The sequence below is a fragment of the Cupriavidus sp. Agwp_2 genome, assembly GCF_040784895.1.
In the GTDB taxonomy this organism is placed as follows: Bacteria; Pseudomonadota; Gammaproteobacteria; order Burkholderiales; family Burkholderiaceae; genus Cupriavidus.
Genome location: NZ_CP088083.1, coordinates 3,327,672 through 3,339,321 on the forward strand (window position 1 = coordinate 3,327,672; position 11,650 = coordinate 3,339,321).

General features: G+C 69.6%; 11 protein-coding genes. 2 read left to right on the forward strand and 9 right to left on the reverse strand.

From position 1 onward, the window contains the following. Positions 1–73 precede the first annotated feature (73 nt). From LPA45_RS15570 to LPA45_RS15580, 3 genes are all read right to left on the reverse strand, one after another. Positions 74–1,078 carry an MDR family oxidoreductase gene (locus LPA45_RS15570; RefSeq protein WP_317925735.1) on the reverse strand — a complete coding sequence of 335 codons (1,005 nt, stop codon included), beginning with the start codon at positions 1,076–1,078 and terminating at the stop codon, positions 74–76. A 110-nt stretch (positions 1,079–1,188) separates the two neighbouring features. Then, positions 1,189–1,947 carry a DsbC family protein gene (locus LPA45_RS15575; protein WP_116320197.1) on the reverse strand — a complete coding sequence of 253 codons (759 nt, stop codon included), beginning with the start codon at positions 1,945–1,947 and terminating at the stop codon, positions 1,189–1,191. A gap of 45 nt (positions 1,948–1,992) precedes the next feature. Next, positions 1,993–3,291, reverse strand: coding sequence for a UbiH/UbiF family hydroxylase (locus LPA45_RS15580; RefSeq protein WP_116320199.1), 1,299 nt, complete (start codon positions 3,289–3,291; stop codon positions 1,993–1,995). 186 nt (positions 3,292–3,477) lie between these two features. On the opposite strand from LPA45_RS15580, the gene LPA45_RS15585 reads away from it, so the two are divergent. Together LPA45_RS15585 and ychF are read left to right on the forward strand one after the other, a co-directional pair. Then, positions 3,478–3,735, forward strand: a complete 258-nt coding sequence (locus LPA45_RS15585; protein WP_116320200.1) for a hypothetical protein — start codon at positions 3,478–3,480, stop codon at positions 3,733–3,735. Positions 3,736–4,042: 307 nt separating this feature from the next. After that, entirely contained in the window at positions 4,043–5,134 is a 1,092-nt protein-coding gene (ychF, locus tag LPA45_RS15590) for a redox-regulated ATPase YchF (protein WP_317925732.1), read from the forward strand. A 79-nt stretch (positions 5,135–5,213) separates the two neighbouring features. On the opposite strand, the gene LPA45_RS15595 is transcribed toward ychF, so the two are convergent. The 6 genes from LPA45_RS15595 to LPA45_RS15620 form a co-directional block, all read right to left on the reverse strand. Beyond that, positions 5,214–5,711 carry a GDYXXLXY domain-containing protein gene (locus LPA45_RS15595; protein ID WP_116320204.1) on the reverse strand — a complete coding sequence of 166 codons (498 nt, stop codon included), beginning with the start codon at positions 5,709–5,711 and terminating at the stop codon, positions 5,214–5,216. After that, positions 5,708–6,826, reverse strand: a complete 1,119-nt coding sequence (locus LPA45_RS15600; RefSeq protein WP_116320206.1) for a DUF4401 domain-containing protein — start codon at positions 6,824–6,826, stop codon at positions 5,708–5,710. The genes LPA45_RS15595 and LPA45_RS15600 overlap by 4 nt, the downstream gene beginning before the upstream one ends. Next, positions 6,823–7,851 (reverse strand): DUF2157 domain-containing protein, encoded by a 1,029-nt coding sequence (locus tag LPA45_RS15605; RefSeq protein WP_317922444.1) that lies wholly within the window; start codon positions 7,849–7,851, stop codon positions 6,823–6,825. Before LPA45_RS15605 ends, LPA45_RS15600 begins: the two co-directional genes overlap by 4 nt. Before the next feature lie 99 nt (positions 7,852–7,950). After that, positions 7,951–8,355 (reverse strand): VanZ family protein, encoded by a 405-nt coding sequence (locus LPA45_RS15610; RefSeq protein WP_147316214.1) that lies wholly within the window; start codon positions 8,353–8,355, stop codon positions 7,951–7,953. Continuing rightward, the gene (locus LPA45_RS15615; protein ID WP_317922442.1) at positions 8,352–10,772 is read right to left on the reverse strand and encodes a polysaccharide biosynthesis tyrosine autokinase; all 2,421 of its coding nucleotides are present in this window, start codon (positions 10,770–10,772) and stop codon (positions 8,352–8,354) included. The genes LPA45_RS15610 and LPA45_RS15615 overlap by 4 nt, the downstream gene beginning before the upstream one ends. Next, positions 10,769–11,566 (reverse strand): Crp/Fnr family transcriptional regulator, encoded by a 798-nt coding sequence (locus LPA45_RS15620; protein ID WP_317922441.1) that lies wholly within the window; start codon positions 11,564–11,566, stop codon positions 10,769–10,771. Before LPA45_RS15620 ends, LPA45_RS15615 begins: the two co-directional genes overlap by 4 nt. Positions 11,567–11,650 lie beyond the last annotated feature (84 nt).

An 11,650-nucleotide genomic window follows, 5' to 3' on the forward strand; every position in this document is an offset into this window, starting at 1 on the left:
GGGCAGGATTGTAACGTCGGCGCCCGCTGGCAACGCCGGCGCCCGGGACAGCAATACCGCTGCAAGGCGCCGGTCAGGCGCGATTGACGTCGACCACCACGCGACCGCGCATGCCGCCTTCCACGATCCTGCGGCCCGCTTCGATCGCCTCGGCCAGGCCGATCTCGCGCGTGATCGCGTTCAGGCGATCCGGCTCCAGGTCGCTCGCCAGCCGCTGCCAGGCGCGCTCGCGCAGCGGCATCGCCGCCATCACGCTGTCGATGCCGTGCAGCGTCACGCCGCGCAGGATGAACGGCGCCACCGAGGCCGGGAAGTCCATCCCCTGCGCCAGCCCGCATGCCGTCACCACGCCGCCGTAGCGCACCTGCGCACACGCATTGACCAGGGTATGCGAGCCGACCGAATCCACCACCGCGGCCCAGCGTTCCTTCTGCAGCGGCTTGCCGGGCACGCCCAGCTCGGCGCGATCGATGACCTCGGCGGCGCCCAGTGCCTTCAGGAAATCCGCCTCGCTGGTCTTGCCGGTCGACGCCACCACCTTGTAGCCCAGCTTGCTCAGCACCGAGATCGCGACCGAGCCCACCCCGCCGGAGGCGCCGGTCACCAGCACCTCGCCATCGCCCGGCCGCACCGGGCCGTTGACGCCGCCGCGCTCCAGCGCCAGCACCGACAGCATCGCGGTATAGCCGGCGGTGCCGATTGCCATGGCCTGGCGCGTGGTAAAGGCATCGGGCAGGCGCACCAGCCAGTCGCCCTTCAGCCGCGCGCGCTGCGCCAGGCAGCCCCAGTGGGTCTCGCCCACGCCGTAGCCGTTCAGCACCACCTTGTCGCCGGCGTGCCAGCGCGGGTTGGTCGATTCCAGCACCGTACCGGCGCCGTCGATGCCCGCCACCATCGGCCACTTGCGCACCACCGGCGAGCGGCCCGTGATCGCCAGGCCGTCCTTGAAGTTGATGGTGGAATAGTCCACCGCCACCAGCACATCGCCCCCGGCGGGCAGCTGCGCTTCGTCAAGCGTGGCCAGATTGGCCTGGGTGGCGCCGTCGGCCTGGGTCAGCAGCAATGCCTGGAACGTCATGGTGTCTCCTTGTCGCCTGGCGGCGATCGCCTGGAAATGATGGAAAGCGAAAAGCAGGACGGCCGGACAAGTCCGGCCGTCGATCGAGCCGGGTCAGGTCCGGCGCGCGCTTATTTCTTGATGCTGGCGAGCTTCTTCTCCAGCGTGGCGACGTCGGCCGCGCCCGGGATGCGGGTGCCGTCCATGAAGAACACCGCCGGCGTGCCGGTGACATTCATGCTCTGGCCCAGCGCCAGGTTCTCCTGCAGCGGCGTCTGGCAGCTGCCGTTGCCGGTCAACGCCACATGCTTGAGCATCCAGTCGCGCCACGCCTTGGTACGGTCGGCCGCGCACCAGACCTGCTTGGCCTTGGTCTCTGAGTCCGGCGACAGCACCGGGTACAGGAAGGTGTACACGGTGATGTTGTCCATCTGCTGGAAGGTCTGCTCGATGCGCTTGCAGTAGCCGCAGTTGGGATCGGAGAACACCGCGATCTGGCGGCTGCCGTCGCCCTTGCTCCACTTGATCGCGCGCGCCAGCGGCAGGTCCGACCACTTGATGCGGTTGATCTCGGCCATCCGCTCCTCGGTCAGGTTAGTGCCGGTGCGGGTGTCGATCATCTCGCCGTTGAGGATGTAGCGGCCGGTGCTGTCGGTATAGACCACCTGCCCGCCGATATTGGCCTCGAACAGGCCCGGCACCGGGGTCTTGGTGATGCTCTTTACCTCGGCACGGCCGCCCAGCACCTTCTGCAGCGACTCCTTGATGCGGTCGGTACCGGGTTCGCCAGCCGCCATGGCATGCAGGGCAAAGCCGGCCGCGGCCAGTCCGCCAACGACAGCGGTGACGGCGGCGCTGCGGACAGGGTGGCGGCGCAGAAATGGAAACATGTGGACTCCAGGGGGTATTCGATGTTCGTTCGGGGCGCGGCGGCGTCAGCCGAGCGCGCGCCCGATCAGGAAACGTTTGAGCAGCGGCTGGCCACCCACCGCGCGCATGCCGGTGTTGCGCACCACGCGGGCCACGCCGCCGGGCAGCGAGAACAGCCGGTGCAGCCCGTCGGTGGCCGCGGTCAGCGACAGCAGGTCGGTAGCGCGCGCGCGCTCGTAGCGGCGCAGCAGGCGCAGGTCGCCCTCGCTGCGGAAAGGTTCTTTGTCGGCCATCACGCGGCCAAGTTCCGCGACATCGCGCAGGCCCAGGTTCATGCCCTGCCCCGCCAGCGGGTGCACCACGTGCGCGGCGTCGCCGACCAGCGCCACGTGCGGCTGCACGAACTGGTCGGCGCGCTGCAGCACCAGCGGGAAGCCCTGCGCCGGTGTCACGCAGCGCAGCGTGCCGAACTGGCTGCCGACCGCGCCGGCGGCGCCCTGCATCACGGTGGCGGCGAGCGCCTCGGGCGACAGCCCCAGCAGGTCGCGCGCGTGCGCTTCGTCGGCCGACCAGACCATCGACACATGGTTGCCAGGAAGCGGCAGCAGCGCCAGCACCTCGCCATTGGCGGGCTCCTCGTCGGCCATCAGCTTTTCCGGCGCACCCAGGAACCACTGCCAGGCGGTCTCGTGGTGCGGACGCTCGCAGGCAAAGTTGGCGACCACGCCAAGCTGGCGGTACTTGCGCGTGCTGACGCCGATATGGCACTGCTGGCGCAGCCACGAGCGCGCGCCGTCGGCGCCGATCGCCAGCGCCGTGCGCAGCTTGCTGCCGTTGTCCAGCGTTAGCGTGATGCCTTCGGGATCGCGCTCGCATACGCTGGCGGTGCCGTCGTGCCAGGTCACCTGGTGCTGGAAGCCGAGCGCGGTGTCGAGCGCACGCTCGACATGGCTGGATTCGATGATCCATGCCAGTTGCGGCACCGCGGCGGCGTAGGCGGAGAAATGGAGGTCGCCGTCCACGCTGGGCGTGGTCTCGGCGGCGCTGACGTCGCCAAAGACACGCATGTCGCGCACCGGCTGGATACGCGACGGATCCAGCGCCTCCCACACGCGCATCTGTTCCAGCAGCGCGTGCGAGCTGGCGGAAAACGCATAGATACGGCTGTCCCAGTCCTGCGGCCCGGCGGCCGGCACGCGGCCGACGCCGCGGGGCGGCTTCGGCGCCACCAGCGCCACGTCCATGCCCTGCTGGGCCAGCAACAAGGCGCAGGACTTGCCGACGATGCCGCCACCGACGACGGCAACCTGGAAAGCGGAGGAATTGCGCGCAGAGCTGCGCGCGGACGCGTGGGATCGGGTCATGGCTGGATTATAGCCACGTCACTCCGGGGGCCTCCGGGCGGGACGGACGGGCGTTCATTATTTCTTCAGGTCATTAGGCTTATGACAAATCAATCGGTGCATAGAACCGAGTTCGGAAACACACAGCCTATATTGAAACGAAATGTTTCTGACCCGGGGACGAACCACCTGAAGGGAGGTGGAACAATGAAGAAGGCGCTTTGGATTGCCGCGGTGGGTTTCGCGGTTGCAGGGGGATCGGCTTTTGGAGGCACGACTGGCCCGCGGGACGTTTATTCCGATGGCGCCAAGATCTCCAAGTTCGATGTGTATTCGGATGGAGCACGCGTAACTGACCGGCGGGACGTGTTCCTGGATGGCGACAGGGTAATCGACAGGCGCGACATGTTTACGGACGGCGCCAAGGCCACGGATAAGCGGGATCAGTTCACGGACGGCGCATGAACGTCGTGAATCTCGATTGAGCGCAAGCGGCGCTCACGCAACGGCCAGGATGACTTCCTGGCCGTCTTGTTTTTGCATACGGTGCAAATCGCCCGCAAATCGCCCACCCCGCCAGCAACCCGCAGTCCCGATAGGGTTACAATTGCCGTTTTTCGTGGCAGACCCCGTACAGCCGTCGAGCGGCGCTCGATGTGACGTGTTTGTCTCGTCCGATGCAGTCCCGCGACTGGCGCGCCCAGTGCCCGTCGCCAGCCCGACCGGCTCCGGACCGCATCCTGCAAACCCTTGATTTTCCTAAGACAAGACCATGAGCCTCAAATGCGGCATCGTCGGCCTGCCCAACGTCGGCAAGTCCACGCTGTTCAATGCCCTGACCAAGGCCGGCATCGCCGCCGAAAACTATCCGTTCTGCACGATCGAGCCCAATGTCGGCGTGGTCGAAGTGCCGGATTCGAGGCTCGGCAAGCTGGCCGAGATCGTCAAGCCTGAGCGCATCCTGCCGGCCACCGTCGAGTTCGTCGACATCGCCGGCCTGGTGGCGGGCGCCTCCAAGGGCGAAGGCCTGGGCAACCAGTTCCTGGCCAACATCCGTGAAACCGACGCCATCACCCACGTGGTGCGCTGCTTCGAAGACGACAACGTGATCCACGTGGCCGGCAAGGTCGACCCGCTGTCGGACATCGAGGTCATCAACACCGAACTCGCGCTGGCCGACCTGGCCACCGTGGAAAAGGCCCTGGCCCGCTACATCAAGCCGGCCCGCGCTGGCGACAAGGAAGCGCTGCGGCTGGTTGGCGTGCTGGAAAAGGCGCAAGCCGTGCTCGACCAGGCCAAGGCCGTGCGCACGCTCGACCTGGCCCCGGAAGAATGGGATGCCATCCGCCCGTTCTGCCTGATCACGGCCAAGCCGACCATGTACGTCGCCAACGTGCGTGAAGACGGCTTCGAGAACAACCCGCACCTGGACGCGGTGCGCGAGTACGCCAAGCAGACCAATTCGCCGGTGGTGGCCGTGTGCGCCGCCATCGAAGCCGAGATTGCCGACCTGGACGACGCCGACAAGGCCGAATTCCTGGCCGACCTGGGCATGGAAGAACCGGGCCTGGACCGCGTGATCCGCGCCGGCTTCAAGCTGCTGGGCCTGCAGACCTACTTCACCGCGGGCGTGAAGGAAGTGCGCGCCTGGACCATCCACGTCGGCGACACCGCGCCCAAGGCGGCCGGCGTGATCCACACCGACTTCGAGCGCGGCTTTATCCGTGCGCAGACCATCGCCTTCGACGACTACATCACGTTCAAGGGCGAGACCGGCGCCAAGGAAGCCGGCAAGATGCGCGCGGAAGGCAAGGAATACGTGGTGAAAGATGGGGATGTGCTGAACTTCCTGTTCAACGTCTGAGCCTGCCCCCGACGACAAGAAACCCGGCGGTCTCGCGGGTTTCTTGTTTTCTGGCGTGCGCTGGGAAACAATCGCCGCCTCACAGCTTCTCCATCTCCTTCCCCCGCAGCCCCACCAGCAGCGCCTGGCCATCCGCCCCCACGCGGAACTCTCCAAACATGGCCCGGGCGAAGCGCTCGCCCTGCCCTTCCTGGAAGAAATACGCATCGGTCGACACCTGCACCTGCGCCCCGCCCCAGCGCGATCGCGCCGCCTGGAAGCGCAGCAACTGCTCGCCCACGCCCAGCTGGCCGCCGTCATGCAGCCGCACGAAGCTGGCCACGCCCTGTGCGTCGCGCCGGATCACGGCCACGCCGTCGCGCGGCGGGCGCTCCGCCGGCCCCTGTGCCGTGCGGATCTGGTTGCCGATGTCGAAATTCAGCGCCATGTAGTCGCCCTGCATCAGAGAGCGCGGATCGACCGGCGCGAGCCGCAGCAAGACGGTGTCGCCGCGTGCCAGCAGCGTTTCCTTGCCGGCGATGCCAACGGCGGCCAGCGTCAGGGTCAGTGCCCACGCGATCAGGATCCAGCGTTTCATGCGAACTCCTTGCCAGTGCGGCCGTGCAGCAGCCAGTATCGCCCGGCCAGCAACAGCACCCCCGCCGCGGCCAGCGTGACCGACTTGGCCAGCAGCGTCCAGTGAAGCGCGCTGTAGTACCAGATAAAGCCGATGGCAATGGCGGCGACGCCCAGGCCCATCCAGGCCAGGGAGGCCCGGCGCAGGGCCAGCCCCAGCGCGAGCGCACCGGCCACGACGGCGGGCGCCGCGGCCATCAGCGCGCCAAAGGCGAGCGTGCCGGCCAGCACGGCCGCCTGCATGGCGGGACCGACCGCGAGCCGGCGGCCTTCCGCCAGGGCAAAGCCGGCCAGCACCAGCGTCAGCAGCGCGCCCCCGACCCAGTGCGCGACCGACAGGTGGCCCGCCTCCGGATCGAACAGCCAGGCCATCGGATGGCTCATCCCGGTCACTACCAGCGCCATGGCGAGCGCGGCCAGCAGCGTGGCATCGGCGAGCGGCTCCAGCAGTGCATGCCGCCCTGCCGCGCACACGCGCGCTTCGGCCAGCGTGAAGCCGGTCACCAACGCGCAGCCCAGCGGCGCCAGCCAGCCGAACGACCACGTCAGCGCCAGCCAGTCATTGGCGGCCTCGTGCGGCAGTCCGAGATGCACGGCGCCCGCCAGCCCGATCCAGATGCCAAGCCCTGACAGCAGCCGGTGCAGCCGGTTGGGCACCAGCAAGACCAGCGCGCCTTCGAACAGCGCGATGCCGGCCCAGAATCCGGCAGTCTCGGTCACGCGCGTAAAGCCGAGCGCCTCGACCAATCCATACACCGCCATCCCCTGCCCGCACAAGCTGACCGCCAGCGCGAACTGGCTCGTTGCGATGCCGCCGCCACGCCAGAACAGCAAGGCGGCCAGCGCGATCATGGCAAGGCCGGTCACGGCCATGGCGACACCGTTCTCGCGCGCGGCCACGAACACCGTGCCGACCAGGAACATCTGGAAAAACAAGGCGCCAAGCCAGCCGGCCGCGCCCATCAGGCAGCGCACCGCCCACGGCGCATGGCTGTGTTCCGGGCATTCGCCCTGCACCGCTCCGCGCGCGGCCAGTTCCCGCCAGAGCCGTTGTTCGGTCTGCAAGGTGGTGCTCATGCCTGCTCCAGTTGGGAACGATAGGCGCGCATCAGCCACGCCGCCGCGCCAGCGGCAAGCCCGATGGTGACCAGCCCGAGCAGCAGGAATGCGCCGAAGTCGCCCTTGCCCTCGAACAGCAGCTTGCCGAGTCCGGCCACCACCAGCACGATACCCGTCAGGCAGGTCAGGCTCAGCACGACGATGTCGAAGGCGCGTTGCCGGTACCACCACGCCAGCCCGGCCAGCACGGCCACCGCAAGCACGAACGACGCGCCATCGAAGCGTTTGTCCAGCAAGCTGGTCAGACCCAGCGAGCCGGCCTGCACGCACGCCAGCGCCGCCAGCAAGCGGCTGCCGGTCTGTCCCCGGAAGCCCAGCCCGGGCGCGCGGGCCACCAGCAAGTGCCACAACGCCAGTTGCAGCAGCACCGCCCCCAGCAAGGCCAGCGTGGCGGTACGCAGGTAGCGGCTGTCGAACAGCAGCGCGAACAGGCCATCCATGCCGAAGCGGATGCTGAAGTAGCGCAGCAGCGCCACGTTGCCGACCACCAGCACCAGCCACCAGTGCGGCGCCGCGCGCGCCGCCAGTGCCCACGGCACCGCCAGCAGCGCCCACAGCGCGAACAGCTGCCAGGCGTCGGCGCCGGTCTGATAGGTCTGGCCGATCACTGCCAGCAGCACGCCGGACAGGGCCTGCGCGCCGCCCAGCGCGGCGCGGCCGGCCATGTCGCCGGGCGCGCGAAACCAGGCAAAGGCCGCCAGCAGCGTCACCGCGGCGGCCAGCAGGCCGAATTTGCTGAACTTGTGCAGCTCTTGCCAGTTGAAGGCAAAGAACACGACCACGCCCGCACACAGCAGCACGGTGCCGAGTGCGAGCAAGGCGCGGTCGAGCCAGCGCAGCCAGTCGGCCGGATGAGGCTCGGTAGCGCGCCAGGCCGGCGCTGCCGCGCCGGCGTCTAGCCGGCATTGGTCGCGCCACGCCGCCAGCGCCTGGCGCTGCGCGCGGCGTTCCGGCAGCGCGCCGGCGATCGGGGAGGGTTGCATGCGGTCGGGTCGCCACGCAGCCGGCGACGGAGTTGCGATCCGCTCACTCTAGCAAAGGCGCTGCGCCATTGCATCGGGGCGCATGCCGCAAGCGCCGCATCAGCGTGCGGGTTCCGAGCCGGCGCCGTGCGGCAGCGCACGCCGCTGCGACAGCCATCCCGAAAGCCACGCCGCCAGCATCGTGCCAGCGAGGAAGCCTGCCATGTCGATGCCGACATCGAGCCAGCGCGGATGACGGTTGATGGCAAACACCTGCAGCCCTTCGGTCAACAACGCCAGCCCCAGCAATACAGCACCGATGCGCCGCGCCGGCCACGCGATCAGGCGCGATGCCAGCAGCCATGCCATCGCTGTGAACAGCAGAAAATGCGCCAGCGACGACAGCGGGAACGGCGCGTGCAGGCTGCGCTCCAGCGTGTCGCGCATGCGGCCGGGGATCTGGGTGCCGACCAGCAGCACCGCCGCCAGCAAGCAGGTGGCGCACCACGCCAGCCGATGTCTCATGGACGCCCTCCTCCCAGCGCCGCGACCCGCGGGCGCTTTTTCATGTTGTGTTGCATGCCGCCGTGCATGCGCGCCTTGCTGTCTTTCGTGCTGTCTTTGTCCTGCGGGCTCTCTTGCCACGCGGGCAGCGCGGGCAAGGGCACGCGGCCCGCGCTGCCGCGCAGCAAGGCGCGCGTATCGGCCACGCGCGCCTTGTCATGGCGCGGCGACACGCCGTTGACGACGCCACCGACCACCACCGCGCCGCAGCGCCCGAGCTGGCTCAGCGCCTGCGCGGCGACCGACTGCGGGGTTTCCAGCGCGCGCATCAGCAGCAGCGTCGCGCCGGCGAGGTGGCAGACCAGCATGGCGTCGGCCACGGCCAGCACCGGCGGCGTGTCGACCAGCACCAGGTCGAAGCGCGACTCGGCCTCGGCCAGGATCCCGCGCAGGCGCGGCTGGCTGAGCAGCTCAGACGGGTTGGCGGGCAGCGTGCCGGCGCCGAGCAGCCACAGGCCGGATACCGCGGTGCGACATGTCGCCTCGCGCAGGGTGGCGTTGCCGGCCAGCACATCGGCAAGGCCCACACCGCAATCTGCGCCATCCATGCCGAACCAGCTGGCCAAAGAACCACGCCGCAGGTCGGCGTCGATGAGCAGCACGCGCAGCCCCGCGTCGGCGGCCAGTACGGCCAGGTTCGCCGCGGTGAAGGTCTTGCCTTCGCCGGCGCGGGCGCTGGTCAGCGCGACCACGCGCCGGCCATGGGGCGCCAGGCCCAGCTGCAGGGCCCCGCGCAGCATGCGCAGCCCTTCCACCGCCAGCACGTCCGGATGCTGGCAGGCCAGCAGGAACCGGTCGTGGCCGGCATGGCCGGCTTCGGCGCCGCCGCGCAGCGGCGCCACGACCGTGACCTCGCCGGCGGGCCTTGCCCCCGCTGCCGCCGTCCCACCCGTGCCCTCCGCTGAGCGCGCGCGCTGCCCGAGCCGGCGCTGCTCGTCGCTGAACATCACCTCGCAGATCACCGGCAGCGCCAGCCCGGCCTCGATGGTGCCGGCGGACGCCAGCTGCGCGGCGCGGCGCTGGCGCAGCATGGCCACGGCCAGTGCCAGCAACAGGCCCGCCGCGCCCGCCGCCGCGGCGACCAGCGCACGCGGCGGGCCAGCGGGAGCCACCGACGGTGTCGCCGCATCGAGCAGCAGCGCTTCGCTGCCGCCGTCGGCACGCGCCAGCGCCAGGCGCTGCGCCTGCCCGCGCAGCGACATGTAGGCGTCCTCGGCGACCTTGACATCGCGCGTCAGCGAGACCTGGTCGCGCTCGGCTTCGGACAGCCCTTGCAGGCGGCCGTCGAGGCTGCGGCGGTCGTTGCGCAACTGCTCGATCTGGTCGTCGATGGCACGCACCTCCTGGTTCTCCGGCGTGTAGTTCCGCAACAGCCGCGCGCGCTGGAGCCGCAATGCCGAGATCTGCCGCTGGTATTCGATGCTGCCGTGCAGGTAGGACTGCGCATCCTGGCTGGGCAGCAGTGTGCCGGCGCGCGCGCGGTGGCGCGCCAGCGCGCCTTCGGCCTGCTCCAGCTCGGCCCGCACGCGCGGCAGTTCTGTGGTGATGAAATCCAGCATGCGCCCTGCCTGTTCCTGGCGCTGATGCGCGAGCACGTGGGCGTACGAAGCGGCGATCGCATTCACTACTGCGCTGGCGCGCTGCGGATCGGTGTCGCGCCATGCGATCCGGACGGCTTCGCCGGATGGCTCGATGCGCAATGCCTCGGCCAGCGCGGCAGCCGCCGCGGCGCCATCGCGCCGCACCAGCGTGAACTGCGTGCCGGCGCGCGCCACCAGCACGGACAACTGCAGCGAGACCGCGCCGCGATGCGCCGGCGTACCCGACTGGCCTTCCAGCAACGTCTGCCCGTCGGGCGCCTCAAGGCGATAACGCTGTCCGCCCAGCGCAACCAGGCGCAAGGGCCGGTCGACCAGCGCCTCAGGCACCGTCAGCGCGGCCACCGACACGCGTTCGCCACCCCAGCCGTATGACGCCAATGCCGGCAGTGGCGCCGGCAACATTCCGTCGCCGGCGGGCTGCGCCAGCCACGACCACAGCGTGGCCAGCAGCGGAAGGCGCCGCGGCGCCGCTTCGATGTCGAGCCCGTGATCGTGCACCACCGGCGCCAGCACCGTGCGGCTGGCCAGCATGCCGGTGTCGAGCCCCGCACCGTTCTGCGCGCCAGGCCGCTGCGCCTGCCAGGGCATGGCCTCGCCGCGCGGCGCGCCGATGAGTACGTCGGCCCGGTAGCGCGGTGGCAACGACGCTGCATAGAGCGCACCCGCCAGCACGGCCGCCACCGTGGCGGCCGTGATCCAGCCAGCCTGCGCGCGCAGCGGCATCGCGCCGCGTACCGCCGCCATGCCGGCATGCGCCTCATGGACATGGGCATTCATACGCAGCTCCCCAGCGTGACAGCGTGGTCGGCATGGACTGACTGGTGGCCGTGCGCCGCCTCGATGGCAGCGGTATGCCCCGCCGGCGGCGGCAGCAAGCGGGCGTACTCCTGCCGGATCACGCGGTAGCATTCGCATCCCATCGCTTCCAGCCGGGCGCGGTCGAGCACGACAATGCGGCCCCGGCTGGTGGCAAGCAGGCCAAGCTCCTGCATGCGGCCGACCGCGGCGGCCACGCCTTCGCGGCGCACGCCAAGCCGGTCGGCGATACCCTGCTGGGTACTCAGCAACTCGCGCGAATGCATGCGCTCCAGCGTGAGCAGCAGCCAGCGGCACACCTGGTCGCTCAGCGGATGGTGGCGATTGCAGACCGCGACCTGCGCCACCTGCGTCAGCAGCGCCTGCACGTAAAGCAGGCTGGCACGGCGCATGGCGGCCGATTGCATGAAGGCATGCCGCATCAGCGCGGCCGGGATACGGTAGGCCAGCCCGGTGCAGCGTACTTCCACCCGATACGGCATCGAGTCGCCACCGGTCAGGATCGGCATGCCCACCAGCCCTTCCTTGCCGACCACCGCCACTTCAATCCCCGCGCCCGACTCGGACACGGCCAGCATCGACACCACCGCGGTCGTCGGGAAATGCACGTGGTGGATGCGCTGCCCCGCCTCGCTCAGCATCTGGCCGGCGCGCAGCTTGACCAGCTCCAGTTGTGCCGCCAGCGGATGGCAGTCCTCCTGCAACAGCGCGGCCAGCACATAGTTGCACTCCGGCCGTGAAAATTGGCTCTCCATGTCAACTCCCCGTTCTGCCTTGACGATGATTTCCTCGGTCCGCGGTGCTGCGCGCCGTTGGCGCGCGCCCGCGGTATGTTTTGC

What these genes read in the sequence shown, in the direction of transcription:
- LPA45_RS15570 (WP_317925735.1), bottom strand. Translation starts at nt 1,078, where the DNA reads ATGACGTTCCAGGCATTGCTGCTGACCCAGGCCGACGGCGCCACCCAG.
- LPA45_RS15575 (WP_116320197.1), bottom strand. Translation starts at nt 1,947, where the DNA reads ATGTTTCCATTTCTGCGCCGCCACCCTGTCCGCAGCGCCGCCGTCACC.
- LPA45_RS15580 (WP_116320199.1), bottom strand. Translation starts at nt 3,291, where the DNA reads ATGACCCGATCCCACGCGTCCGCGCGCAGCTCTGCGCGCAATTCCTCC.
- LPA45_RS15585 (WP_116320200.1), top strand. Translation starts at nt 3,478, where the DNA reads ATGAAGAAGGCGCTTTGGATTGCCGCGGTGGGTTTCGCGGTTGCAGGG.
- ychF (WP_317925732.1), top strand. Translation starts at nt 4,043, where the DNA reads ATGAGCCTCAAATGCGGCATCGTCGGCCTGCCCAACGTCGGCAAGTCC.
- LPA45_RS15595 (WP_116320204.1), bottom strand. Translation starts at nt 5,711, where the DNA reads ATGAAACGCTGGATCCTGATCGCGTGGGCACTGACCCTGACGCTGGCC.
- LPA45_RS15600 (WP_116320206.1), bottom strand. Translation starts at nt 6,826, where the DNA reads ATGAGCACCACCTTGCAGACCGAACAACGGCTCTGGCGGGAACTGGCC.
- LPA45_RS15605 (WP_317922444.1), bottom strand. Translation starts at nt 7,851, where the DNA reads ATGCAACCCTCCCCGATCGCCGGCGCGCTGCCGGAACGCCGCGCGCAG.
- LPA45_RS15610 (WP_147316214.1), bottom strand. Translation starts at nt 8,355, where the DNA reads ATGAGACATCGGCTGGCGTGGTGCGCCACCTGCTTGCTGGCGGCGGTG.
- LPA45_RS15615 (WP_317922442.1), bottom strand. Translation starts at nt 10,772, where the DNA reads ATGAATGCCCATGTCCATGAGGCGCATGCCGGCATGGCGGCGGTACGC.
- LPA45_RS15620 (WP_317922441.1), bottom strand. Translation starts at nt 11,566, where the DNA reads ATGGAGAGCCAATTTTCACGGCCGGAGTGCAACTATGTGCTGGCCGCG.